The organism is Kitasatospora azatica KCTC 9699 (genome assembly GCF_000744785.1).
Lineage (GTDB): Bacteria > Actinomycetota > Actinomycetes > Streptomycetales > Streptomycetaceae > Kitasatospora > Kitasatospora azatica.
This window is the reverse complement of sequence record NZ_JQMO01000003.1, coordinates 101,007-125,944: the sequence shown is the minus strand read 5'-3', so window position 1 is coordinate 125,944 and position 24,938 is coordinate 101,007. Positions and strand designations below refer to the sequence as shown.

At 69.0% G+C, this 24,938-nt stretch carries 14 protein-coding genes and 1 pseudogene; 8 read left to right on the top strand and 7 right to left on the bottom strand.

The features are described from left to right. Nucleotides 1–19: 19 nt before the first annotated feature. Entirely contained in the window at nt 20–9,592 is a 9,573-nt protein-coding gene (locus BR98_RS11735; protein ID WP_051969674.1) for a LamG-like jellyroll fold domain-containing protein, read from the bottom strand. 413 nt (nt 9,593–10,005) lie between these two features. Here BR98_RS11735 and BR98_RS11730 point away from each other — a divergent pair, with 413 nt between their 5' ends. Together BR98_RS11730 and BR98_RS11725 are read left to right on the top strand one after the other, a co-directional pair. After that, nucleotides 10,006–10,491: a type 1 periplasmic-binding domain-containing protein gene (locus BR98_RS11730; RefSeq protein ID WP_035844195.1), complete on the top strand. Its 486-nt coding sequence runs from the start codon at nt 10,006–10,008 to the stop codon at nt 10,489–10,491. Between the two features lie 257 nt (nt 10,492–10,748). Further along, nucleotides 10,749–12,710 (top strand): LamG-like jellyroll fold domain-containing protein, encoded by a 1,962-nt coding sequence (locus BR98_RS11725; RefSeq protein WP_035844193.1) that lies wholly within the window; start codon nt 10,749–10,751, stop codon nt 12,708–12,710. A gap of 1,030 nt (nt 12,711–13,740) precedes the next feature. Here BR98_RS11725 and BR98_RS11720 read toward each other — a convergent pair. Next, entirely contained in the window at nt 13,741–14,199 is a 459-nt protein-coding gene (locus BR98_RS11720) for a MarR family winged helix-turn-helix transcriptional regulator (protein WP_035844191.1), read from the bottom strand. A 144-nt stretch (nt 14,200–14,343) separates the two neighbouring features. Between BR98_RS11720 and BR98_RS11715 the strand changes: the two genes are divergently transcribed. Together BR98_RS11715 and BR98_RS11710 are read left to right on the top strand one after the other, a co-directional pair. Then, nucleotides 14,344–15,411 (top strand): substrate-binding domain-containing protein, encoded by a 1,068-nt coding sequence (locus BR98_RS11715; RefSeq protein ID WP_035851692.1) that lies wholly within the window; start codon nt 14,344–14,346, stop codon nt 15,409–15,411. 407 nt (nt 15,412–15,818) lie between these two features. Next, complete coding sequence (locus BR98_RS11710) at nt 15,819–17,531, top strand: purine-cytosine permease family protein (protein WP_035844190.1); 1,713 nt, start codon at nt 15,819–15,821, stop codon at nt 17,529–17,531. A 540-nt stretch (nt 17,532–18,071) separates the two neighbouring features. Here the strand turns inward: BR98_RS11710 and BR98_RS11705 are convergent. The 3 genes from BR98_RS11705 to BR98_RS11695 form a co-directional block, all read right to left on the bottom strand. Continuing rightward, the gene (locus BR98_RS11705) at nt 18,072–18,536 is read right to left on the bottom strand and encodes a hypothetical protein (protein WP_232247375.1); all 465 of its coding nucleotides are present in this window, start codon (nt 18,534–18,536) and stop codon (nt 18,072–18,074) included. A gap of 280 nt (nt 18,537–18,816) precedes the next feature. After that, complete coding sequence (locus BR98_RS11700) at nt 18,817–19,572, bottom strand: hypothetical protein (protein WP_035844187.1); 756 nt, start codon at nt 19,570–19,572, stop codon at nt 18,817–18,819. Between the two features lie 512 nt (nt 19,573–20,084). Then, nucleotides 20,085–21,008, bottom strand: coding sequence for an alpha/beta hydrolase (locus tag BR98_RS11695; protein ID WP_035844185.1), 924 nt, complete (start codon nt 21,006–21,008; stop codon nt 20,085–20,087). Between the two features lie 70 nt (nt 21,009–21,078). Between BR98_RS11695 and BR98_RS11690 the strand changes: the two genes are divergently transcribed. The 3 genes from BR98_RS11690 to BR98_RS11680 all read left to right on the top strand — a co-directional run bounded on the left by BR98_RS11690 (nt 21,079) and on the right by BR98_RS11680 (nt 22,586). Then, nucleotides 21,079–21,555 carry a MarR family winged helix-turn-helix transcriptional regulator gene (locus BR98_RS11690; protein ID WP_035844183.1) on the top strand — a complete coding sequence of 159 codons (477 nt, stop codon included), beginning with the start codon at nt 21,079–21,081 and terminating at the stop codon, nt 21,553–21,555. Nucleotides 21,556–21,873: 318 nt separating this feature from the next. Further along, nucleotides 21,874–22,365, top strand: a complete 492-nt coding sequence (locus BR98_RS11685) for a DUF2975 domain-containing protein (protein ID WP_035844181.1) — start codon at nt 21,874–21,876, stop codon at nt 22,363–22,365. Continuing rightward, the gene (locus tag BR98_RS11680) at nt 22,365–22,586 is read left to right on the top strand and encodes a helix-turn-helix domain-containing protein (RefSeq protein ID WP_035844180.1); all 222 of its coding nucleotides are present in this window, start codon (nt 22,365–22,367) and stop codon (nt 22,584–22,586) included. The genes BR98_RS11685 and BR98_RS11680 overlap by 1 nt, the downstream gene beginning before the upstream one ends. Nucleotides 22,587–22,653: 67 nt before the next feature. On the opposite strand, the gene BR98_RS11675 is transcribed toward BR98_RS11680, so the two are convergent. Continuing rightward, the gene (locus tag BR98_RS11675) at nt 22,654–23,148 is read right to left on the bottom strand and encodes a cupin domain-containing protein (protein WP_198042203.1); all 495 of its coding nucleotides are present in this window, start codon (nt 23,146–23,148) and stop codon (nt 22,654–22,656) included. A gap of 96 nt (nt 23,149–23,244) precedes the next feature. Here BR98_RS11675 and BR98_RS11670 point away from each other — a divergent pair. Then, nucleotides 23,245–23,868: pseudogene (locus tag BR98_RS11670) on the top strand (LysR family transcriptional regulator); the annotation flags it as partial. An 82-nt stretch (nt 23,869–23,950) separates the two neighbouring features. Here BR98_RS11670 and BR98_RS37825 read toward each other — a convergent pair. Further along, nucleotides 23,951–24,874 (bottom strand): phosphotransferase family protein, encoded by a 924-nt coding sequence (locus tag BR98_RS37825; RefSeq protein WP_083976489.1) that lies wholly within the window; start codon nt 24,872–24,874, stop codon nt 23,951–23,953. Nucleotides 24,875–24,938: the final 64 nt, after the last annotated feature.

Here is a 24,938-nt window from a genome sequence, read left to right as displayed (position 1 = left end):
AGAACTCTTCATCGAGGTGTCACCACTGGTGCTTGAATTCGTGGCGTCCTCTCCGGGGCCCGTGGATGATGTCGATCTTGTATCCGGCGACCTTTGCCCGGAACACGACTCGGGTCGTCCCGTTCCTGTTGTGGGCGCTCCAGCCGATCGCCCACTTGGTGTTCCGGTTTCCCTTGTTCAGGATGCCGGACTTGCCCGGCTCTCGGCCGGCCTTCAGTTCGCCCTTGCGCAGGGCGGTGGCTCCGACATCACCGAACAGCTTCGACCGTCCTCCCACCCGGCCGTTCAGGTAGGCCTTTTCCCCGAGCCTGACCTTGCCCTTGGCAATCGCCCAGTTCGCCTTCTGTCCGACTCGACGCGCGGCGCCGGGCAGGTGCTTGCCGAGCTTGCCGAGGACCACGCCGGTGGCGACGTCCTTGAACGCCTGCTTGTAGTGGCCGGCGCGCACGTCGCTGTACACGTGGTAGGCGTAGATGGAGCCGTTGATCGCCCGGGCGCCCCGGCCGACCTGGCCGGCGATTCGGGCGCCCTTCATGGCGAGCGAGGCACCGCGCAGGGCGATGGCGCCTTCGCCGACCACCGGGATGTACGAGGCGACCGCGAGGGCCGCCTGGCCGCAGCTGCTCCAGCCCGGGTGGGTGGCGCAGTTGACCACGTCGGCCGCGCCGGAGACCTGGTAGACGAAGTTGGCGCCGGTCGCCAGCGCGCTCATCGGGTGGTTGACCACCTCGGAGGCCCCGCTGGAGATCGCGTGGCCGACCGACTTGACCCACTTCGGCAGGCCCCAGTGGCCGTCAGGGTCGGTGAACGCGAGCGGGTCGCCGTCGGCGTAGGCGTAACGGTCCTGGGCGATGCTCGGGTTCGGGTCCGACCACCACGGGTCCATGCCGTCGACCGCGTAGCGGTCGGGCAGGTCCGAGACGACGTGGTCGGGGTTGTAGGTGTCGCGGGAGATGAAGTTGCTGGTCGACGGGTCGTACCAGCGGGACAGCATGTTCACCTTGCCCGTGGTCGCGTCCGTGAAGTCGGACTGGAACCCGAGCAGGTGCTTGGTGCCCACCGTGGCGATGGTGTTGCCGAGCGGGTCGTACGCCGCCGAGTCGGCCAGCGCGGTGCCTGCCGCGGCGAAGTCGCCGACCAGGTCGTCGTGCTGGTCCGTCAGGGCGATGCTGTGGACGCCGCCCTGCGAGATGCCGGTGATCAGACCACCGGGGTCGCGCGCGTAGCCGGCGGCGCCGTCCGAGGCGACGTAGTCACCGGTGCCGGAGTAGGCCAGCGTGCTCGACCCCGAGGTCAGCAGCCGGTCCAGCGTGTCGTAGGAGTAGGTCTGCGCCCCGTCCGCCTTGAGGCGGTCGAACGCGTCGAACTGCATGACCTCGGTGGTCTGCGATCCGTTCGGGGTCTTGCCGGACATCGTGCCGCGCGCCGTGTACGTGTAGCTCGCGGTGCCGTCCGAGATCAGCCGGTTGCGGGCGTCGTACGTCTGCGCCCGGGAGCCGATCTGGGTGCGGTTGCCGGAGGCGTCGTAGGCGTAGGCGGTGTTCGTGGTCCCGTTGTTCCACGAGGTCAGGCGCCCGGACTGGTCGTAGGAGTAGGTGTTGTTGGTCGCTCCCGCGTAGCCCGTGGTGGTCTTGGCGGTCAGCTGGTCGTCGAGGTTGTAGGAGTAGGCGACCGAGGCGACGGTTGCTCCACCGGGGGTGGTCACCGTGTCGTTGGTGATCCGGTGCAGCGCGTCGAAGCCGTAGGTCCGGCTGTTGTTGCCGGTCCCGTAGCCGACGGTGACGGGCTGGGAGTCCCGGTCGTAGCCGTAGGTGGCGGTCGTCGCGGAGGCCGGGTCGGCCATGGTGGCCAGTCGCCCGGCCTGGTCGTAGGTGTAGGACGAGGTGCCCGAGGCGTCGGTGCGGGAGGACATCTTCCCTTCGCCGTCGTAGGCGAAGGAGGAGGAGCCCGACGGCCCGGCCGCGGACAGCAGTTGACCGCGGTCGTTGTAGGCGAACGTGTCGTTGCCGCCGGGAGCGCCGGCCGAGGTGATCCGGCCCATCAGGTCGTAGCCGAAGGTGTGGTCACTGGTGGCGCTCTCGGCGCCGGTGCCGGTCTCCTTGGTCAGCCGTCCGAGCTGGTCGTAGGTGCGGGTGCGGGTGACGCCGCCCGGCTCCGCCAGGCCGGCGGCCTGTCCGGCCGCGTCGTAGCTGGTGGTGTAGGTGCGGTCGGCCGCGTTCGGGTAGGCCGTGGTGGCGGGTTCGACCTGGGATTCGGGCAGGTTCCAACTGTTGTAGGTGGTCAGGAAGTTGTTGCCGCGACCGTCGGTGTAGCGGGTGCGGTTGCCGGCCGCGTCGTAGCCGAAGGAGGTGGTGATGGCCACGCCGGTGGCGGGGGTCTCCGTCTCGGTCAGCTGCTGGTGGTCGCTGTCGTAGGTGTAGGACACCGTCGAGCCGAGCGCCGAGGTCGCCGACAGGACGTTGCCGCCGGCGTCGTAGGTCAGGCTGTGGGTGCGCAGGGTCGTCCCGGTGGTGTCGAAGTCGCTCACCGAGGTGATCCGGCCGGCCGGGTCGTAGACCGTGCGCTGTCCGGTGCCGGACGGATCGGTGGTCTTGACCTCCCGCCCGAGCAGGTCGTAGTCGAAGCGGGTGGTGTTGCCGAAGGCGTCCGACTGGCTGGTCTTCTGGTGGGCCAGGTCGTAGCCGTAGTTGGTGACCACGCCGGTCGGCGAGGTCTCCGACACCAGGTCGTCGGTGTTGTTGTACGCCAGCGTGGTGGTGTACGCGGCGGCCACGGGGGACCGCTCCACCTGGGTCTCCGTCAGCTTGCGGCCGAGGAAGTCGTAGGTGGCCTGCTGGACGGAGCCGGTCGGATCGGTCTGCGAGAGCCGCTCACCCACGGCGTCGTAGCTGTAGTGCCACACGCCGCCGGTGGTCGCCCCGCCGACAGCCGGCTCGGTCTTGGTGACGTCACGGCCGAGCTGGTCGTAGACCGAGGTGGTGGTGTTGCCCAGCTGGTCGGTGTGCGCGACCAACTGGTCGAGCTGGTCGTAGCTGTTGCTGGTGGTCGCGGTGATCGGGGTCGTGGTACCGGGAGCCGTGTAGTTCGGCTCGATGGTGCCGGTCTCCTTGCCCACCGCGTCGTAGCTGGTGTAGGTGACGTTGCCGCGCTCGTCCGAGTGCGAGGTCTGGTCGCCGAAGGTGTCGTAGCCGAAGGTGACGTACGGCGAGGCCATCACGGCCGTGCCGCCCACCGCCTCGACCGAGCGGTACGGCTCGGAGGTGTAGCTGTGGTTGCCGACCTCGTCGTACTCGTAGTCGGTCTCGTCCCCGTTGGGGTCGACCAGCATCGTCACCAGACCGCGCTGGTCGCGGGTCCACCTGGTGACCAGGTTGCTCGCACCGTTGTGGACGGTCTCGGTGAGCTCCCGGCCCATCGCGTCGTAGGTGTGGTCGGTCTGCTCGGTCAGCGCGCCGGTCGAGTCGGTCTTGCTGACCGAGGTCTCGCGGTCGTCCGCGTCGTACGTGGTCGACGTGGTGCGCCAGATCGGCTGGCTGTTCGGATCCAGGCCGACCTTGACGGCCTCGGAGGTGACCCGGTGGGCGGCGTCGACCGTGTAGTTGGTCAGCGTCTCGCCGTCGGCCAGGTCGCTGAGCCGGTCTCCCGCTCCGTCGTAGGTGAAGGCGTGCAGCTGGATCGAGGCACCGGTGGTGCTGTCGGTGCGCTGCTCGGTCTTGGTCTGGTTGTCGTCGAAGTAGGTGTAGGAGTTGGTCCGGCCCATCGCGTCGGTGTCCGAGGCGAGGCGGCCGGAGGGGTCGTAGGCCTTCGAGTCCAGCACCAGGTCGGTGGCCGGGGAAGGCGCGGTCGGGTCGCCCGTGAAGCCCTTGAGCGTGCTGCTCAGCAGCTCGCCGCGGGGCGAGTAGGCGTAGGCGATGGTGGTGCCGTTGGCGTCGGTCTTGGAGGACCGGTTGCCGTAGACGTCGTAGCCGAAGCTCTCGCCGTGGCCGGCGGCGTCGGTGGTGCTGGCCACCTGGCCGAGGGAGTTGTAGGTGAAGCTCTCGGTCCGGGCGGCGTCACCGCCGGTCAGGTCGGTCTTGGCCTCGGTGAGGACGTGCTCGTCCGCATCGTAGGTGAAGCTGGTCTTCTCCGTGTGCACCGCACCGGTGACCCGGTCGGTGACGGCCGGCTCGGTCTGGGTGAGGAACTTCCCGTCTCCGTCGTAGGTCGCCGAACTGGTCAGGCCGTTCGGGTAGCTGACGGAGTCGTAGACCGTGTGGCTGGTCATCCGGCCCAACTGGTCGTACTGGTACTTGGTGACCAGGCCGACCGGGTCGGTGACCTGCGCGAGGTCGCCGTTGTGGAAGTAGCTGTAGGTCGCCTTCGCACCGCTCGCGGTGGTCTTGACGGCCAGCAGCCCCGGCGGGACGGTGCCGGAGTCGGCGGCCGCCTCGGTGCCGGTGGTGTACGTGGTGGTCGCCACCCGGCCGGTGCCGTTGACGTACGGCGGGGTCGTGGTGGAGACCAGGCGCCCGGCGGCGTCCAGCTCGTTGTGGGTCCAGTAGGTGTTGTCGGTCGCCGAGGCCGAGCGGCCGTCCCGGGTGTCGGTCACCGCGTCGTTGCGGGGGTCGACCGGGTTGGCGGTGTTCAGGTAGTAGCTGTGATAGGCGGTCGAGCAGACCTGGTGGGCCTGGTCCTGGCAGGTGGTCTCGCTGACCACGTTGCCCCGGGCGTCATGCCCCTCGGTCTTGGTGTTGCCGTTCGGGTCGGTGATCGTGGACGGGAAGCCGCCGGTGTCGTACCCGTACTTCGTGGTGGCGCCCTGCGCGTCGGTGGAGGAGACCATCCGGCCGCTGTTGTTCGGGTCGTAGGAGGACGAGACGGTCTTGCCGGTCGGGTCCGTCACACTCGCCGTGGTGGTCAGCGCCGACTGGGCGGCGGCGTAGGCCTGGAAGTGCTTGGTGACGTCGGCCGAGCTCAGCTGGTGGTTGTAGAAGGCGAACTCACTGATGCTGCCCTTGAAGTGCCCGGCCTGGTCGGTCGGGCTGTCGGGCCAGTTGCCGTTGATCAGACCCGCGCCGAGGTAGACGTTGGTCATCCCCCAGCCGGTCTGGCTGACGGTGTTCGACTTGGCGCCGATCTGGTTGCCGTCCAGGTAGAGCGCCTGGCCGGCGCCGGTGGCGTCGGTGCTCATCACCACGTGGTGCCACTTGCCGTCGGCCACCGAGCCGGTGGACGCCATCGCGGTGGCGTTGCCGTCCCAGAACTCGCCCTGCAGCTTGCCGTCCTTACCCACGTAGAGCGCGGGGGTGTAGAACCAGAGCGGGCCGTTGGGGTCGGTCACCAGCTGGGAGGAGTAGGAGAAGAGCACCCCGCCCGGCGTGGTCGTGTTGAACCACATCTCCAGCGCGGACGGCCCGTGGTCCGGCACCAGCCCGGAGGGCAGTGCCGTCCAGGAGGACGTGCCGTTGAACGAGGCTGCCGTGACGTCACCCGAGGAGTACGGACCGGGGGCGCCGAGGGTGGTCTGCTCGTAGTTGCCGTAGCCGGTGCCGAACACGTTGGCCGCGTCGGCGCCGGCGGTGTCGGACAGCCGCCAGTAGCCCTGCGGGTTGGAGGCCTGGACCGCCGAGCGGTACACGCCGGAGGAGCCGGTCACCGCGGGGGTGTTCAGCTTCCAGGCGCCGCCGTTCTGGTCGGTGACCTGGGTGACCCGGTCGGCCGCGGTGTCGTAGGAGACCTGGGCCTGCACGGCGCCGGAGGGCAGCGTGACCTTGGTCAGCAGCGCGCCGGCCTGGGTGCGGCCGCTCTGGTTGTGGGCCGACGCGGTGGCCGCGCCCACGGGGTGGTTGAAGAAGGCGACGTCGGAGATCTGACCGTTGAAGTACCGGTCGCCGTACCCCTGGCCCGAACCGAGCCAGTCCCCGCTGGAGAAGCCCGCGCCGATGTAGGCGATGGGCTGCTTGGAGTTGGCGATGGTGCCGGCCAGGGTGCCGACCTGCGCGCCGTCCAGGTACAGGGTCTGGGTGTTCTGCGCGCCGGAGAGCACCGCGTGGTGCCAGTTGCCGTCGTTGACCGGGCTCGCCGAGGTGATCGGGGTCGCCGCGCCCTGCCAGAACTCACCGCGCAGCTTGCCGTCCATGCCCAGGTAGAGCGCCGGGGTCCAGTTGGCGGCGGTGCTGCCCAGGGTGACGTCCTGGTACGACAGCAGGGGTCCACCCGCCGTCGTGGTCTTGAACCACAGTTCCACCGCGAGGTTCGAGGTGGAGGAGAGCAGGTTGTCCGGCAGCCGCACCGAGGAGTTGGTGCCGTTGAACGAAGCGGCGGTCGCCGGCGATCCTGCGATGGGACCGGCCTGACCCAGCGTCACATTGCTGAACGTGGCGTTGTCGTTGCCCTCGTTGAGGGCCACGCTGCTGGCCGCGGTGCCGGCACCGGCGGACTCGTTCAGGCGCCAGTAGGACTGCGGGCCGGCGTCCAGCACCGCGGTCTTGTAGTGCGACCCGGCCGTGTAGTTGTACGTGGTGCAGGCCGTGGTGGAGGTCGGCGGGCAGACCGAGGTCAGCTTGTCGCCGGTGTAGTTGTACAGGTACGTCAGGTCGGTGTTCTGGTCCGTGCCCGAGACCGGGTCGGTGAACACCCGGGCGACGTGCGGGCTGGTCGCGCCGGTCGGTGTGCTCCAGCCGAAGTGCAGCGCGCGACCGCTGGTGCCGCTGGTGACGCTCTGCAGCAGCCCGGAGCCGTCGTACGCCAGGGTGTTGACCCGGCCGTCGGAGTCCTTGGTCTGCGTCAGCGGGAAGGTCGAGGTGCTACCGGCGGCCGCGGTGAAGGTGCTGCTGGTGCCGGTCTTCTCGGTCAGGGTGAAGGAGGCGATCGAGGAGCCGCTGCCGGCCTGGGCGATCAGCGTGGCGAACATGCCCTGCGGCGGCTGGTAGGACGCGCACGGCGGTCCGGTGCTGCCGGTGGCCGGGTTGCAGCCGAAGCGGATCTGCCGGCCGTCGGTGTCGGTGATCACGACGTTGTTGGAACCGTCGTCGTCGATGACCGCCCGCATGTCCAGCGGGGAGATCCAGCCGGCACCGAACATGCCGTTGGTCCGCGGGTCCAGGCTGTTGTAGGTGCGGTGCACCGTCAGTGCCGGGCCCGCGGTGGCCACCGTGGAGTCGGTCGCTTCGGCGGTGTAGTTGCCGCTCTGCGGGTCGAAGCCGCGCGCGGCCGGGTTCTCGGTCAGGTGCGAGGTGATCTGCGGCTGGCCGACGGCGGTGTTGAAGTAGCCCTGGACGAACGGGCCGACGCTCGTGTTGCCGTCGGATGTCCAGACCTGCCAGAAGTAGGACTGGCCCCAGGTCAGCTTGCCGGTCGGGACCTGCCAGGTGGAGGCCGCGAAGCCGCCGGAGTCGAAGCAGTTGACCGGAGCGGCCTGGGTGCCGGAGCAGACGCCGAACTTGTAGCTCAGCCCGGTGCCCGGCCAGTTGTCCGGGTCGTGCCCGGTGGCGAACAGCGTCGGGGTCAAGGTCGGCTCGGAGGCGTTGTTCGGCGGGTACGAACTGTCCACCTCCGGCGCTATGTTGGTGATGGTGTACGACCAGCAGGCGTTGTGGCCGCCGACGTCGCTGAACGCGTAGTAGCCGCGCTTCTCCATCTCCCAGCAGAGCGTGTAGGTGCCGGGGGAGAGCGCGGGGCTGATCGCCTCCAGCTTCACCGACTGGTTCGGGCCCACGTTGTTCGGCAGCGAGACGCTCGAACCCCAGCCGACCAGCGAGCCGTCGGTGCGGTAAGTGCGCGAGCCCAGCGCGTAGGAGCCGTTGCCGGTTCCGGACGCCCAGGTGTTGGAGGACGTGTTGGTCACCGTGACGGCGATCTGGCCCTGCTGGATGTGCGAGGGCGCGAAGTCCCAGCTGCTCGCGAAGTTGAAGCTCGCGTCGTCCGGGGCGTAGGTGATGTCCAGGTACGGCAGGTTGGAGCCGGAGGCCGCCGAGTTGAACCGCTTCCAGTGGTACACGTCGTTGCTGGACCCGTACAGCAGGAAGCCGTTGTTGGCCGAACCGTGGGTCCAGGAGGTCACCTGGCCGACACCGGTGGAGTTGAGCGGGATCCGCTCGTACTGGGCGCCGCCGCAGCCGCTGCCGGTGCCGCCGGTGAACGAGGCCGCGCCGGAGGTGGGCCACGGGTAGCCGACGCCCGGCCAGCCCTGGACGGTGCCCAGGCTCCAACCACCGGTGATCAGCTTGGCGTCGACCTCCTCGGCCGCGCCGCAGTAGCCGGACCAGGTGGTATAGACGTTGATGCCGCCGCTGATCACCGAGGCGTTCGGGATCGAGGTCTGCACCGGGAAGCGGACGTAGCCGGCCGAGGCGTGCGAGCCGTCGTAGTCGCCGACCTTGAGGTCGGGGTTGCTCGAGCTGCTGGCGATGTTGGTCTGGCCGGCGATGAAGTTGTTCTCGAAGAAGGCCGAGGTGTCGGTCGTGGTGTTCGCCGAGGACGGGTCGACCTTGACCGGGAAGACCCGGGACGGGTCGTGCAGCCAGGCCGAGTCGACGGTGACCTGCAGCGCCTTGGCGCCCCGGTCGTCGACCACCGCGTACCTGACGCCGTTGGAGAAGGTGCCCTCGCCCGAGCGCGGGTCGATCTTCGCGTCGGTCATGGTGCCCGCCGGGACGGTGACCTTGACGGCGCCCGAGGCGTCGACGAAGACGGCGTCGCCGTTGGCGGCGATCTTCGGGGTCAGGCCCGGGGAGCTGATCGGGAAGGTCCAGACGGTCGGCGCGTCCGGGCCGTTGAGGACGATGGTCTCCTTGAAGCCCTCGTTGACGGACTTCAGATCGAGGTCGGCGGACGGGCGCGCGTTCGGGTAGCGCACCTCGTTGCCGTTGACCTGGCCCGCGACCGCCGCGGCGTCGTCCAGGCCGAAGGAGACCCGGTTCGCGCCGTCCCCGCTGATCGACATCAGCGCGGGGTCGGTGGCACTGGTGGCGAACTCCACGTCCTGGGAGTCGGCCTTCTTCTTCAGCTTGGCGCTGCCGCCGGTGGTGGCGGCGCCGTCGTTGCCGCCCGCCGTCATGGCGGCGGCCCGCGAGGTGGCGGCGGGGACCAGGGTCGGGTCGATGTCCGACCACGTGCCGTCCGGGTTGGGGTAGGAGACCCGGCCGGAGAAGGTCCGGACGGTCTGGGTGCCGTCCGGGTTCTTGAAGACCTTCTCGTGGTCGTTGCGCTTGGCGGTGTCCTCGGTGCTCTTACCGGCGTCGAAGCCGGTGGGCGCCGGCTTGTCGGGGCCGGCGGTCGGCGAGGTCTGCACGTTGCCCGAGCGGTCCACCAGGAACGGGTCGATCACCCGGTTGTTCGGCTGGAACGGCGCGAGCTCGCCCGGCGCCTTGCCGGGGCTGCGGCCGGCGACCGGGCCGGTGCCGGCACCGCGGGTGTCGGCAGTGGACGCCTGGTGCGACTTGTTCGCAGCCGAACCGGAGCCCTGCCGGGGGGTGTTCACCTTCGAGGTGTCCACCCGCTTCTTGGCGGTCGCGGCAACGGCCTTCGCCGGCAGCGGGACGGCATCGGCGGCGTCGGTCACGACGCCGAGCGCGAGGACGAGCGTGGTCAGCGACGAGGTCCAGCGCAGCATGCGCCGTCGTCTGCCGAACGGTGATGGTGACCCTGAATGCGGGCGCACGTATCCCCTCCAGTGTAAAGATCATATAAGGGCTCCGAGTTCTATCAGTGGGCGGGTTGGCATGTCCAAAAACTCCATGCTTCCTGGTGGTTCAATGGGTGGAATTGCGATGGATGACGGATCGACAGTATGCGTACCGCATGTGCGAAGGCGGGGCCCGTCAGTCCGTCGTATGCAAACGGTGCTTATTACCCATAGATCGTATGCATGCCGAAATATCACCGAAACCCCACGAATCCTGCGTGCCAACTAAACTGAACGGCCATCAGGTTCGGCGAATTCTGGATGTGCCTCGCGGTGCTCCGCATGCCTTATGCTCAGCCCCGATCAACGAGCACAAGGGAGCAACAGCAGTGCGACCGCAGATGTCCAAACGAGCCACTGGCGCCCTTGCCCTCACCCTGCTGACCGGGGGCCCGGCGCTGACCGGGTGTTCGGCCCACGCGGCCCCCAAGCCGGCGCCGACCCAGCCGTTCATCGCCTTCAACACCTGTCTGGTCACCGACCCCGCGGGCCTCACGCCCGGCACGCCCGGTGCCCGGGCCTGGGCCGGCGCCCAGGCCGCGACCGCCCCGCTGCACGCCCGCGCCAGCTACGTCACGGCGACGTCCGCCCAGGCCGCCGGCGCGATCGGCGGCCTGATCCTGAAGAACTGCACCCTGATCGTCGCCGCCTCCTCCGACGGCCAGTTCGCGCCGACTGTCGAAGCGGCCGCCAAGGCCCACCCCGAGCAGCACTTCCTGCTCGTCGGCCCGGCCACCACCACGGCCAATGTGCGCAGCCTCCCGCCGGGCGACGACCTTCAGGAGCGGGTGCGGCAGGCCGTGACCGACAGCGCGCAGGCGCACTGATCAGGACCCAGGCCGGCGGGTGCCGCTGACGCGCGCTCAGCGGCCCCGGCGGAACCAGCCGCGACGGGCGCTCGCTGCCGGTGCGGGCGGCATCATGCCTGACATCATCGCGGCCGCCCTTCCCGCCTCCCGCGCCGGGGCGCCCGGCGTCGAGTTTGCGGCATTCGGCCGCTGTTCAGCGCCGCGTGACCACGTGGATGACCTGCGACAAGGTTCGGTTCCTAGCGTCTGGGGACACCCCACTCCTTGGAGCGATCATGCACGAATTCCATCCGTCCGACGCGTGCGCCTGCCCCCGCACCGCGGACCTCGACGGGCACGGGACGGCGGCGGCGAGCCGTCGGCGGTTCCTGCGCGGGGCCGGGCTGTTGGGGGCCGGGGTCGGCGCGGCGGGACTCGGAGTCTTCAGCGCTGCCGCGCCCGCGGCGGCAGACACGCCCGGGCCCCGCGACACCCGCAGCAGCCGGGACCGCTGGGAGCCCGACCCCGACAGCCGGCAGTTCACCTTCGTCGTCATGCCGGACACGCAGTACCTGTTCGATGAGGACCGGATCCACCCCGCCCCGCTGGAGGCCTCCTTCCGCTACGTCCTCGACGGCGGGGTGAACCGCGAGGACGGCGGGGACGACAACATCGTCTTCCTCGCCCACCTCGGCGACGTCACCGAGCACGGACTGCCCACCGAGTACGCCGCCGTGACGAAGTCCTTCGCAATGCTCGACGACGCCGGCGTCGCCTACGGCGTGCTCGCGGGCAACCACGACGTCCGGTCCTCGACCGACGACCAGCGGGGCAGCACCCCGTACCTGCAGACTTTCACCCCGGCGAGGGCCGCCCGCACACCCGGCTACCGGGCCTCCAGCCCCGACGGGTACAACACCTGCCACGTCTTCAAGGCGGCCGGCCGCGAGTGGATGGTCCTCTCACTGGACTGGCGCCTGTCGGACGCGGGCTTCGCCTGGGCCAACAAGATGATCGCCGCGAACCCGAAGCTGCCGGTCATCCTCACCACCCACGAGATGGCCTACGCGGACGACAACGGCAAGGCGACGCTCTCCGACTACGGAACCCGCCTCTGGGACAAGCTCGTCAACGACAACGACCAGGTGTTCCTCACCGTCAACGGGCACTACTGGCCGCCCGGCCGCACCGTCCTCAAGAACAAGGCCGGCCACGACGTCCACGTCCACATCACCAACTACCAGGACCGCTACTACGGCGGCGCGGCGATGATCCGCACCTACCGGTTCGACCTCGACCGGAACGCCATCGACGTGTCGACGCTCTCGCCGTGGATCCTGGAGCAGGCAGCCGAGGAGCGCAACGCCCTCGCCGCCCAGGAGGCCGAACTGACCTCCGACGTCGACCGGTTCTCCATCCCGATCGACTTCGAGCACCGCTTCGCCGGCTTCGCCCCCGTCCCGCAGCGCCCGGCCCGGCCCGCGAGCGACCTGCTCGTCCGCGACACCCTCGCCTACTGGCGCTTCGACAACGGCGGCAAGGCCGGTACGCCGCTCCCGGACCGCCAGGTCGTCCGGGACCTCACCGGCCAGGGCAACGACCTGATCCGCCTGGGCACCCCGGGCGCACCCGACAGCTCGCTCACCTGGTCGTCCGACCACCACCCGGACCAGCCCGGCCACGGCAGCCTGCTGTTCGACAGCCGCAACAAGCCGCCGGTCGGCGCCTTCCTCCAGACCGTGCCCGGCGCGCCCGTCAACCGCGAGACGTTCGAGCACGGCTACACCATCGAGGCCTTCTTCAAGATGCCCGCGGACTGGGACCCGGGGCAGAACGCGTGGTCGGCGATCCTGAGCCGCTGGGGCATGAGCGGCGAGGCCGGCAAGAGCGGCGACTCGACCGACCCGCAGGAGCCGATCGTCACGCTCAGCCTGTCCGATCAGCCCGCGCTGCAGTGGTGCGTGTACCCGCTCAACCAGACCGGCGCGTCGACCTGTTGGGGCCACCAGCTGCCGCTGGACCACTGGTGGCACGTCGCGGTCGTCAACGACGGCCGGCTCAACCGGATGTACGTGGACGGCTGCGAGGTGGCCCGCAACCCCTCGACCCCGGCCGTCGGCCTCACCACCCTCGGGCAGCCGTGGATGCTCGGCGGATACGAGTACGCCGGCGTGCTGGACAAGATCCTCCACGGCTGGATCGGCGACGTGCGGATCGTGAAGCGTGCGCTGTCGACGGAGGAGTTCATGATCTCGTGACGCCGGAGCCGCGCCCGAAGGGGACGGTGCCGGCTCGCGTTCGCCGACACCGTCCCCTTGCCCCTTCGCCTCCCTCGGTCCGCTCCGGCAGCAGCGCACCGAGGTGGCTGAGCGGGGTGTAGAGGCGGTAGTCGCCGAGCGTCGGCGGGACGGCGATGGTCGTCGCGGTTGAACGGCTCGGGCGAGAAGCGGCGGGACTACCGGCCCCGTTACGAGATCGTGTCGGATTGGATCCTCGAGCTTCATCGCCGGGGAGGGACACCGAGGCGGGAGGCCGGCTGACGGTCGTGGTCCGGCCAGGGGCGCCACGCGCCCGCAGGCGCAGACGAGGAGGACTCCAGCCGGCACCACGGCGAGCCCGATCAGGAAGGTCACGAAGCCGACGACCCCGCCGGCAAGGACTGCTCCTGCGAGAACCCAGGCCGCTGCGCCCGCCGGCCTGGACCGCCTGGCGCCCCGGAGCCACAGCAGCAGACCGACCAGCAGCGAGAGCACGATGGGCAGTGCCACGAGGAACAGCACGGCGTATCCGTCGTGTTGGACCAGCGTGACGCGCGGAAGCTCCACCAGCGCAGCTGTGGTGCCTGTGCCGGTCGGGGGTGCTGAAAGGGCGGAGGCTGCGGAGCCAGGCCGGCCCTGCGAGGCGGAGGGCGCGACGGACGGCAGGCTCTGCGAGGTCACGATCGGCAGGAAGGCGGCGAGGGCCAGGAGGACCAGTCCCCACGCGACTGCCGCGCCGACCAGAGCCAGCGCGGTCCGGTCGGCCTTCGGGGTCGGGACGGGTGGCTTCGAGATGCTGTTGAGCCTCACCGGGCATGCTCCAAGCGTGGGCGGGGCGTACTCGGCTGTCCTGATCCGGCCACCCCAGGCTCCTGACTTGAGCGACCGGTCAATACCTCTGCTCAAGCCTATGCCTGACCTGATACAACATCAATCCCACCTAGCAACTGGCGAGTTGGGCATGGATGCGAGCGGGGCACCGGCTTCCGGCGGTCCGTGGGCTTCGGGACCGCTGCATCGCCATGCACGGTCAGTGACCCGTGCGACGCTCCGCGGCGAGGCCGGGGCGCCCGTCCAGGACGTCGGCGAGGGCACCGAGGGTCCGGGCGAGTTCACCACTGTCGAGAAGTGCGGCGAGAACGTGGGCCTGGTCCTCCTCGACGCGGTGGGCGGCGCGCTGGTGGAGGACGCGACCCCGAGTGGCGAGGTAGAGGAGCACACGGCGGCGGTCGTTCGGGTCGGTGCGGCGATAGACGAGGTTGTTATCGACCAGCCGGTCGACGAGCTTGGTGAGGCTGGGCGCGGGCAGCAGCGCGTATTCGGCGATCTCGGTCATCGGATGTCCCTGGCCATCGGCGACGGCCGACAGCACGCGCCACTGCTCGACCGAACAGCCCTCTTCTGCCAGCAGGTTGGCGAGCCGCTGCACCAGGCGACGCTCGGCATGGCTGAGGATGTGCGCGAGATCCCGCGACGGCTGGGAGGGCATGTTTGCCGGTGTCCTTCCTCTAGGTCTACTGTTCGGGCCACATCAGGGGTCTCTGCGAGGGCGCCGAGACCGGGTTAACGAGCCTTGTTCCCGAACGGCCCTCCCGGAGGTGGTCACGTGTTCCTGGGACCACCTCGGCGCAGCATAGGCAGTACCGCCGGCGTCGACGACACCCTGACCGTAGCCCTGGTGGTGCCCCTGCAGGGGCCGGGCGGCATCTTCGGGCCGTCCTGCGAGCTGTCCGCGCAGCTCGCCGCCGAGGAGATCAACGCGGCGGGCGGAGTACTGGGCCGCGAGGTGCGGCTCGCCGCGATCGACGGCGGGGGCCCGCCGCAGCGAGTCGCTGCCGAGGTCGAGGCGCTGGTGGCGCTGGGCGCGGTGGACGCGGTCGTGGGCTGGCACATCTCGGCGGTACGCAAGGCGCTCGCCCCGCGCATCGCCCACCTGGTGCCGTACGTCTACACCGCCCAGTACGAGGGCGGGGAGCGCACGCCGGGGGTGTTCCTCACCGGGGAGACCGACGAACGCCAACTCCTCCCGGCGATGCGCCTGCTGGCCGAGGCCACGGGGGCGCGGCGCTGGTGCACGGTCGGCAACGACTACGTATGGCCGCGCGAGACCGCCCGCGCCGCCCGCCGACACGCCACGGCCTGCGGTGGCCGGATCCTGGGCGAGGCCTTCGTCCCGCTGGGCACCGAGGACTTCGGCCCGGTGCTGCGGCGTATCGAGCACTGCGACGCGGACGCGGTGCTGATGCTGCTGGTCGGCGCCGACGCGGTGCGCTTCAACCGGGACTTCGCCGCCCACGGCCTGCACCACCGCTGCCTGCGGCTGAGCACTCACATGGACGAGAACATGCTGCTGGCCACTGGCGCCGACGCCACCGCCGGACTCTGGGCCGCCTCCGGCTACTTCGAGACTCTCGCCACCGCCGAGAGCCTGGACTTCAACCGCCGCTTCGCCCACCGCTTCGGCGTCGAGGCGCCGGTCGTCGGCAGCCTCGGCGAGTCCTGCTTCGAGGGCCTGCGGCTGCTCGGCGCCCTGGCCGAGCGGGCCGGCTCGCTGGACGTACGGGCCATGCGCGCGGTCAGTGACACGGTCGGCTACGAAGGGCCGCGCGGCGCGCTCCGGCTGCGGGGCAACCACATCGATCAGCGGGTCTACCTCGCGCGGGCGGATGCCTTCGACTTCGACGTGCTGGCCCAACTCTGACCCCTTGCCTGCTGCTTGGCGCCGCTGCCTGGTGCTCCTGCTTGCTTGGCGCTCTCCGGCCCGTGTTGCTGCCCTGGCCGTTGACAATACTTTCCCATGGAAATACTTTCTAGGGGAAGCATCGAGTGCCGCATCCGGCCCGGTGGCGCCGTTCGAACCTGCGCCGCCGCATGCGGGCGCTCCGCCCGTCGGCTGCGGGCCGGGCTGTCGGAATTCAATTCCGGAATCCTGCTCTGCGCGCCAGTATGCCTTGATCGCGGCCAATAGTCTACGCGCGTCACACAAATCACTGCCGAGAATTCTGATTTAAACGATGCGAAACGGCCGGGAAACACTCCAGCGGGACTCTTGCACCGCCACCCGGGGCGTCCGGGGGTAATACCTTGTGGGCAGAAGAGGGAACACCCGTGACGGAAACACTCGGCAACCAGGCGCCCCCCGGCGCGGATGCCGGCGCGAAGACCCGCCGGTACAACGGTTGGACGCAGAACACCACGCTCGAGGACTACTCGCTGCGCTACGCGCCGAAGTCCTTCCGCCGCTGGACCCCGTACGTCGTGGCCACCACGGCCCTGGGCGGCATCGCCTACCTCGCGGACTTCGCCATCGGCGGTTCCATCGCCATCTCCAACGGCTTTTCCAGCGCGCTGGTCGCAATTCTGGCCGCCGCGATCACCATCTTCCTCACCGGCATTCCGATCTCGTACTACTCGGCGAAGTACTCGATCGACATGGACCTGCTGACCCGGGGCGCGGGATTCGGCTATCTCGGCTCGACCCTCACCTCGGTCATCTACGCCAGCTTCACCTTCATCTTCTTCGCCCTCGAGGGCTCGATCATGGCCCAGGCCCTCGAACTGGGCCTGCACATCCCGCTCGCCGTCGGGTATCTGATCTGCTCGCTGATCATCCTTCCGCTGGTGTTCTACGGGATGACCGCGCTGTCGAAGATGCAGGTCTGGACGCAGCCGGTCTGGCTGGTCCTGATGGTCGCCCCGTTCGTCTCCGTGGCCGTCCAGGACCCGGGCAAGTTCTCGCAGTTCACCCACTTCGCGGGCAACTCGCCCACCGGCTCCTCCCTCAGCCTGATCGGCGTCGGCGCGGGCGCCGGTATCGCGTTGTCCCTCATCGCCCAGATCGGTGAGCAGGTCGACTACCTGCGCTTCATGCCGGACAAGACCCCTGAGAACGCGAAGAAGTGGTGGGGCGCGGTCCTGTCCGCCGGTCCGGGCTGGGTGATCCTGGGGGCGGTCAAGCAGATCGGCGGGGCCTTCCTGGCCTTCTACATCGCCGGCAGCGTCGGCCTGGCCAAGGCCAACGAGCCGATCCAGCAGTACCTCTCCGGCTTCAAGACCTTCGCGGCCCCGGTGGCGCTGGGCCTGGCCACCTTCTTCGTCATCCTCTCCCAGATCAAGATCAACACGACCAACGCCTACTCCGGCTCGCTGTCGTGGTCGAACTTCTTCTCCCGGCTCACCCATCGTCACCCCGGCCGTGTCGTCTACATCTTCCTCAACGTCGGCATCGCGCTGGCTCTGATGGAAGGCGGTGTCTTCGGCCTCCTCAACACGGTCCTGGGCTTCTACTCCAACGTCGCCATCGCCTGGATCGGCGCAGTCGTCGCCGACCTCGTCATCAACAAGCCGCTGAAGCTGAGCCCCTCGTACATCGAGTTCAAGCGGGCGCACCTGTACAACTTCAACCCGGTCGGCTTCGGCTCGATGCTGATCGCCTCGGCCATCTCCATCGCCGCCTACTTCAACGCTTTCGGCGACTACGGCAAGGCCTTCTCGCCCTTCATCGCCCTGTTCATCGCCATGGTGCTCTCCCCGCTGCTGGCCGTCCTGACCAAGGGCAAGTACTACATCGCCCGCACCGACGACCAGGACGAACCGCTCTTCCTGGAGAACGGCCTGCTCTCGGCCACCATCCTGACCTGCACCGTCTGCACCGAGGACTTCGAGCGCCCCGACATCGCCGGCTGCCCCTTCCACGCCGGCGCCATCTGCTCCCTGTGCTGCAGCCTGGAAAAGGACTGCCACGACTCCTGCAAGCAGCCCGCCGGCACCGGCCCCGTCCACCTCGGCCTCCCCACCGTCGGAGCCGCGAAGCAGTCCTGACCCCCCCGACAAGACGGCCAGGCCTCGCAGGACAGCCCTGCGAGGCCTGGCCGTTCACGCCACGGTGAGCGTCAGACCGGGAACGGCTCGCGGCACGCTGTGGCGTCAATGGCGACGAAGGTGCGGTGGGCGGTGCACACTCCGGCGGCGAGGCTGCTGGCGGCAGGCCCCCGAGGCCCGGCGCCCATGCGACCACCCGACGGACCACCTCTCCTCGATGGCGCTGAACCAGTTCTCGCTCTTCTTCGATGAGCGGCCGGCTGGAGGTCCGCATTCGGTGAGCAACCACGAGCGCTGCCCGAACCGGGCCGAGCACGGGCCAGGCTGCGTCCACCGGCAGGTCAAGGGCTACACCCGCAGTCCCGAAGGCGCAGCGCTGTATGACCGCTCCCAGAGGGGGCATGGCGTTGGTGCCCGCTCGACTACTCGGCGCATGACCATGTCGGGCTGACCCCACCTGACACGACTGGGAACTCCGGGAAGCGATCACTTCAGGGGTGGGAGGCGATCTTCAACACGATGCCTTGTCGCAGGCCAGCCCTACTCGTGAACGCCCGTGTTGATGTGCTGTTCCGGCTTCTGGGTCAGGAACCGCTTGGCGGCGTCGGCTGCTTCTGCCTTGAGAGCCTCGAAGGGGACGCCCCGGACGCCCCAGTCTTCGTTCCAGCTGTCCAGGTTGATCGCGCACGAGACGACCTCGCGCAGCTCCTGCGGATAGTCCAGGTCGTAGGCGGCATCGACCCAGATCTGGTAGGTGCCGATGGCGGGATCGAGTGATCCGTCGACAATCTGACCGGCAATCCAGTAGGCAAAGGCCCATGTGGCGGCACGTGGGTCGGACGGTGCGACGAAGACGAGTCCCAACTCCTCCAGCGCCTGGTCGAAGAGCTCCGGGGCTTCGGATTCCGCACTCCGCAGCAGGCCGGCCAGCATGGCGAGCGAAGGACTCTCAATCCCGGAGATCAACGCGTCCAACGCCGCCCGGATGAGCTGGTCAGACCCCACGGACCGACCGAACGCCCTCGCGTGTGCTAGTCGGCTGAACTCTTGGAGAGCGTCCTCTTCGGTCATCCCGGTCTACTTCGTCGGTGGCATTGGTGAGCACGATTTCACACAGCCCACCGCCCTCGCCAGCGAGTTCGCTCCGCACCTGGTCGGGACCGCCGCCGACCGCCGACCGCGTCGCGGGCGTCCGCGACCGGCTCCGCGACCCGGCCGCCGGCCGCAGCATCCTCGACCTCGGCTCAGCCTCGAACCAGGACCCGATGTTGTTCCGGTGGCCGTGTCAGCGTCGGCGCCGTTGCCACCAGCGCCGGGGTGCAGCAGGGGCGAGTCCGGCGACTGCGGTCCGGATGCGGTCAAAGGTGGCGATCTCGTTCGGGCCGTCGCCGGGCAGGGCGAGGCCGACGCACACCAGTTGGAACCGGTCGTCACCGAGCGAGCGGCCGATGAACACCGGCCCTCCGGCGCATCCCTCCGGCAGCGGAGCGCCCCAGCTGATGACTCCGTCCGCGTCCCGCGCAATCGCGCCGACGATGACGGCCTGCAGCCGCTCGCCCCGTTCCGCACCGACGTCATGGCCCAGGAGGTAGGCCGGTATCGAACTGTCCCCGATCGCTGCGATGTCCTGCTCGGAGGCCGCCAGGCCGTCGGTGATCTCGTCGGTGGTCCACCGCCAGCCCTTGCGCTCGGCGTGGGCGTCAAGCCCGCCTGTCGGCATCACCGCCACCGCGAGACCATCGAGGCGGGTCCAGCCGGCGGCGAAGTCGGTCATGACAAGCTGCTCTGCGCTCATCGCCGGCTCGCAGAGTTCGGCGCGCAGCGTCCACTGCGCGAGGTCGTACCGCGTCAGTGCTTCGGCGGTCACCAGGTACTGCCTGACGGTGTCCCCTTCAGGTGTGCTCTCGATCAGGTGGTTGTACCAGAACGCCGTCCCGCGGTTCCGGTCCGCGTTCGCCTGCTGGAAGGGCAGAGTCGCGCGGGCGGCACTCTCCACGATGGCGTTCACGATGTCGTTCTGGGGGGCGAAGGTCTCGGGCACGGGGTCAGACACTACCGCCGATCACGTGGCAGGCGTGATCTTTTCGCCCGGCGGGATCGTCATGCGGGCTTCGTTGCCTCGGGCGGGGTCCGCAACACGATCGTGATCCCACCCCGATGACGCGCCCGCGCTGCGGCCTCTCCCGAACTGGGAAGCCAGCACCGGATGCTGCGGACCGAACGGAACCGAGGGCCCCAACCGGGGCCTGCCTCTGCGCGGCCCGGGTCGCCACCCTTGCCGCGGACTGCTTCGGGCCCTACGTACTGCACCTCGACCCGGTCCGCACCTACGCGTGCACTCCTGAAAATGTGGAGGGCTGACGCCTCATCCGCTCCTTCGCCGGCTTGCACGGCCACAAATCCTTTCAGGCGCGCGAGTACTGGCCTGACACGGAGGCTCTCGCCCGATGCCGATGCCACTGCCCTGCTTCTGCGCGGTTGGCTCGTGTTGCCGTCTTTCACTGCGAAGGCCGGAGCCGTCCAGCCTGCTGTACGGACAGCGGGCTCCGAGCCTTACCGGGCTGACTTGGCCGCGGCGTCGGGAATGTGGACGTGCTGCGTGAGGAAGAGGGCTGCGCGGTCCAGTGCCTGGTCGGCTTCGTCGAGCACGCCGGCGAAGGACTGGAACACGTGGGGTACGTCGGCGGTGATGTCGAGGATCACGTCCACTCCGGCTGCGCGGGCGCGGGCGGCCATGCGGGTGGAGTCGTCCAGGAGCACTTCGTCAGTTCCCGCCTGGAGGAGCATCGGCGGGAAGCCGGTCAGGTCGGCGAGGACGGCGGGGCTGAGCATGGGCTGGTGCGGGTCGGCTCCCGCCAGGTACATGGCCCCGGTGTGTCCCAGGCTCTCGCGGGTGAAGAACGGGTCGATGCCTGCCTTGGTGTCCATGCTCTCGCCCGTCCGGGTGGCGTCGAGACCGGGGGAGAAGGCCACGATCGCGGCGGGCATCGGGAGACCGGCGTCGCGGGCGGCGAGGCAGGTGGTGACGGTGAGGCCGCCGCCGGCGGAGTCCCCGGCGAACGCGATGGTCGAAGGGTCTTCGCCGCTGTCGAGGAGGGCGCGGTAGGCGCTCAGCGCGTCCTCGATCGCGGCCGGGAACGGGTGCTCGGGGGCGAGCCGGTAGTCCAGCGAGTACGCCGTGAGCCCGGTCCTGGCCACGAGGTTCCCCGTGAGCGACAGCGCGGTCTCGGGGGAGCCGAACACCCAGCCGCCGCCGTGGAAGTACAGGACCGTCCCGGTGCGCGTTGCGGTGCCCGGCTCGACGTACAGCGCCGGTCGCTCGCCGAGCGTCGTCTTGGTGATGCGGAGGCCGTCCGGGACGACCATCTGGGCCATCATCGCCTTGAATCCGGCTCGGATCGCCTCGACCGACTGGGGGCTGTCGGGCCGGGGCTTTCGCAGCATCGCGCCGACCTGCGTGCGCTGTTCCTTGCTCATGACGCGTGGTCCTGTCGTAAGTAGCTTCTTCGGCACTATATGCCGTGGCATCTAACGTAGACTATATGCCATGGCATCTAAAGTGAGCGGTGAGGCGGTCGACCTCCCGAGCTTCTTCGCCGACCTCGTCCGATGCGAGACACGTCTGTACAACGCCCTCAACGACCGTCTTCGCGAGCGGCACGGGATCGTCACGTCACAGTTCGAGTTCCTGCGCCACCTCCGCGACCACCCCGGGGCCCGGGTGGCGGATCTGGCAGCCGAGTTCGCCATCGGCATCGGGGCCACCAGCAAGGGCGTCGACCGCCTGGAGCGGCAGGGATGGGTCGCCCGCCTGCCGAACCCGTCGGACCGCCGGTCGTCACTGCTGGAACTGACCGACGACGGCCTGCAGTTGGTCGACGCGGCTGAAGGGACCTTTGCCGAGAGGTTGGCCGAGCTGATCGCAGATGCACTCAAGGCGTCCCCCATGGCGGCCGCCGCGCAGGCCCTCTCGGAGCTGCGTTCCGTCCTGGAACGCGACCAGATCGGCACGCCTGCGGGGTGACGCGTTTTCGCAGCCCCGACGAAATCGTGACCAAGGTCGGCGCGACCCGGGACCAGGAGGGAGGCCCGGCCCCCGGCCTGCAAGCCCGAAGACCTGCGCAGGGCCGTCCAGGAGAACCTGGAGCACCTCGACCTCGAGACGCTGGACGTGGAACCTCCGGCGTCGACCCCGGCGAGATCGAAAACCTTCGCATCGCGCCATGCCGCGGGAGGGGACGTTGGCATCCCGCCATGGTGCGAAACCGCCGCCCGACCCAGCCCTTGCTCAATCTATCGATATTCGATAGATTCCCATCGTAGCTCGATGGAAGAGTGGGTCATGGGAAAGCTGACAGTGCGCGCGCTGCGCGCCGTGCTCGTGGTGGTGCTCACCGGCACCGTGTTCGTACAGGCATTGATGGTGTGGGTGTTGGTCAGCGGGAGTGACCCGGAGGACGGGTCGCTCCCGCTGACCCCGCTGCGCGTGATCACGATCCTGGGCATCGGGACGGCCCAGGTCGCCCTGGTCTGCGTATGGCGACTGGTGACGATGGTGCGGCGCGGAACCGTGTTCTCCCACGCCGCCTTCCGGTACGTGGACGGCATCATCGGCGCGATCGTCGCGGCTGCTCTCATGTGGTTCGCGGTCACGGCCCTGAATGCGCCCGGCCAGCGGGACGACCCGGGCGTCACCCTCATCATGGGCGGGATTGGCGTGGCCGTCCTGGGCGTGGCGCTCATCGTGCTCGTGCTACGGATGCTGCTCACCCAGGCCGTCGCCCGCGACGTCGAAGCGGCTCGGATGCAGGCCGAGTTGGACGAGGTGATCTGATGCCGATCGCCGTCGACATCGACGTGATGCTGGCCAGGCGGAAGATGTCCGTGGGCGAACTCGCAGACCGCGTGGGGATCACGCCCGCCAACCTGGCGGTACTCAAGAACGGCCGCGCCAAGGCGGTGCGCTTTGCGACGCTCGCCGCGCTCTGCGAGGTGCTCGAGTGCCAGCCGGGCGACCTGCTTCGCTGGGAAGCCGAAAACACCGCGGGCGAATGAACCGTGCCCGCCGACGCGTCATTTCCCGTTCACGGGTGACCGGTTCACGGGGGACCCTTCGGCTGCTTCAGGCGAGGTCGGTGGCAGGCTCGGTCGCGTAGCGGCTCATCGCGTCGATATTGGCCTGTGGCGTCGACGGCCGGCCGCCGGCGAGCACCTCCTGGAGGTCTCGGAAGTACTGCACGTACAGGTCGGGGGTGAATGTGCTGAGCATGACGGCGGGTTGGTCGGTCAGGTTGGCGAAGGTGTGCGGGGTACCGGGCGGAACCATCACGAGCGTGCCCGTGGTGGCGTCGTGGTCCTCGTCCCCGACGGTGAACCGCACGGTACCGGAGAGAATGTAGAAGCCCTCGTCGTGCTGGGCGTGGCGATGCTGCGGCGGTCCCTGAGTGTGCGGGGCGAGGACGGACTCGGCGATCGCCAGGCGGTGCCCGGTGTGGCTGCCGTCCTCCAGGACGCGCATTCGCGTGGTGCCCAGAACGATCGTCTCGCCGTCGCCGGGACCCACCACCGAGACGGCTGGGCCGGCCTGCGGCACGTTGGCATCTGCTTCTTCGGTCATGCCCACCAGTGCACCGCCGGGGGTCGGTCCGTGTCCAAGACCCATCCCGCAGCACCGATACCTCGCGGGTATCTTTGCAGCGTGGAGCTACGGATCTTGCGCTACTTCGTGGCCGTCGCCGAGGAACTCCACTTCGGCCGGGCAGCCACCCGACTGCACATGAGCCAGCCGCCGCTGAGCCGGGCGATCAAGCAGCTGGAGACCGATGTCGGGGCCCTGCTGTTCGCCCGCTCGCCCACCGGCGTCACGCTCACTCCGGCGGGCGCGGTGCTGCTCGACGAGGCGCGGGCCCTGCTCGACCATGCCGACCGCGTCCGTGCACGGGTGAGCGCGGCAGCCGGCGCCGCGACCATCACCGTCGGCATCCTGGGCGACGGCACCGACCCGGGAGTGTCCAGGCTGGCCGCCGCCTACCGTCGAGCCCACCCCGGCATCGACATCCTCATCCGCGACACCGATCTGACCGACCCGACATGCGGGCTGCGCGCCGGACTGGTCGACGTCGCCCTGACCCGGGCGCCGTTCGACGAGACCGCCCTGACGGTGCGTCCGCTGCGAACCGATCCGGTCGGCGTGGTCCTGCGCGCCGACGATCCGCTGGCCCACCGCGACCGGCTGCGGCTCGCCGAGCTGGACGACCGCCGCTGGTTCCAGTTCCCCCAGGGCACCGACCCCGTCTGGCAGTCCTACTGGAACGGCGGCACGCCGCGCGAGGGCCCGCACCCAGCCGCTGGACCTCTCGGGCATCCCCTGACCGGTACGGTTATTTGATCACGGTGACTTTGCGTCAGCCCTGGTCGCGTCAAGGCGTCATGTTATTCAACAGCCAGCTCCACATATTCTGTGCGTGAGCGTGGTAGTCGAAGCTTTCACCGTGATGCAGGCGAATCGTTCCTTTCGCTGCCATGATCGTCGCCCAAACGGCTTCGAAGAGATGGAGCAGCCACTTTCCCTGCTCCAGTGCGCGCAGATCTTCGGCCTCGCCCGAGCGGCCCACGGAGCGGAGAAAGGCAGCTGTCCGGTCCGCGCCGATGCCGGCTTCGGTGACAATTGTGGCAAGGTCGTACCAGCCGTCGCCGACTCCCGCGAATTCGTAGTCGACCAACCATAGTTGTTCGCCGTCGTCGATGATGTTGTTGGCCCACACGTCATGATGTGCCAGGCACGGAGGGTACCGATCATCTGCCGTCCTCTCCGTCGCTATTCGCTCTAGGCGGCGACGAAGCGCGGCTTCTTCGGGCAGCGATGATCCTGCTGATCGAGCGCCGTCCATCATGCGACTGATGCGTTCAAATGTGGAGGGGAGTACATCGCCTTCTGACGGACGGGTGGCAAGTAGCGAGCGAACCAGGTCGACGCCGCGCTGTCCGTGGTCGGTCGATACCCAATCCGTTCCAACCCATTGCCGCTGCGCTGCGAGAAATGGACTAATAATGATGCCGTGTGCATCCATGCCGAGAGGTGGAGGCGTTATACCGCTGGCGGCTGCCGCCTCAATGGCAGCGGCTTCCTCTTCGCGGCGAATTCCGAGCGCTGCAGCAGTTCCTCTGCTGGGGAGTCTGATAACGTACCGGCTGATACTCGATCGCGATTCGGCGAAGAGGATCGTATTGTTCAGGCTGTGGAGTCCGGCCTGACTCCGTGTATCAATAATGGCGTCGCTTGGAAGGACTTCGGCAGCCAACGCGGCCATCGGCGCGCGCAGTTCATCGTGATCGCCTGTCATAGCACCCCATTATGTGCCACCTGCCGACAGGTCTCCTCGGCCATGTCCAGTGCGTCACACCCGG

Bases quoted from the DNA above. Each gene is read 5' to 3' on its own strand.
- BR98_RS11725 (WP_035844193.1), top strand. From the start codon at position 10,749: ATGCACGAATTCCATCCGTCCGACGCGTGCGCCTGCCCCCGCACCGCG.
- BR98_RS11680 (WP_035844180.1), top strand. From the start codon at position 22,365: ATGCCGATCGCCGTCGACATCGACGTGATGCTGGCCAGGCGGAAGATG.
- BR98_RS11690 (WP_035844183.1), top strand. From the start codon at position 21,079: ATGGCATCTAAAGTGAGCGGTGAGGCGGTCGACCTCCCGAGCTTCTTC.
- BR98_RS11735 (WP_051969674.1), bottom strand. From the start codon at position 9,592: ATGCTGCGCTGGACCTCGTCGCTGACCACGCTCGTCCTCGCGCTCGGC.
- BR98_RS11695 (WP_035844185.1), bottom strand. From the start codon at position 21,008: ATGAGCAAGGAACAGCGCACGCAGGTCGGCGCGATGCTGCGAAAGCCC.
- BR98_RS11675 (WP_198042203.1), bottom strand. From the start codon at position 23,148: ATGACCGAAGAAGCAGATGCCAACGTGCCGCAGGCCGGCCCAGCCGTC.
- BR98_RS11685 (WP_035844181.1), top strand. From the start codon at position 21,874: ATGGGAAAGCTGACAGTGCGCGCGCTGCGCGCCGTGCTCGTGGTGGTG.
- BR98_RS37825 (WP_083976489.1), bottom strand. From the start codon at position 24,874: ATGACAGGCGATCACGATGAACTGCGCGCGCCGATGGCCGCGTTGGCT.
- BR98_RS11720 (WP_035844191.1), bottom strand. From the start codon at position 14,199: ATGCCCTCCCAGCCGTCGCGGGATCTCGCGCACATCCTCAGCCATGCC.
- BR98_RS11730 (WP_035844195.1), top strand. From the start codon at position 10,006: ATGTCCAAACGAGCCACTGGCGCCCTTGCCCTCACCCTGCTGACCGGG.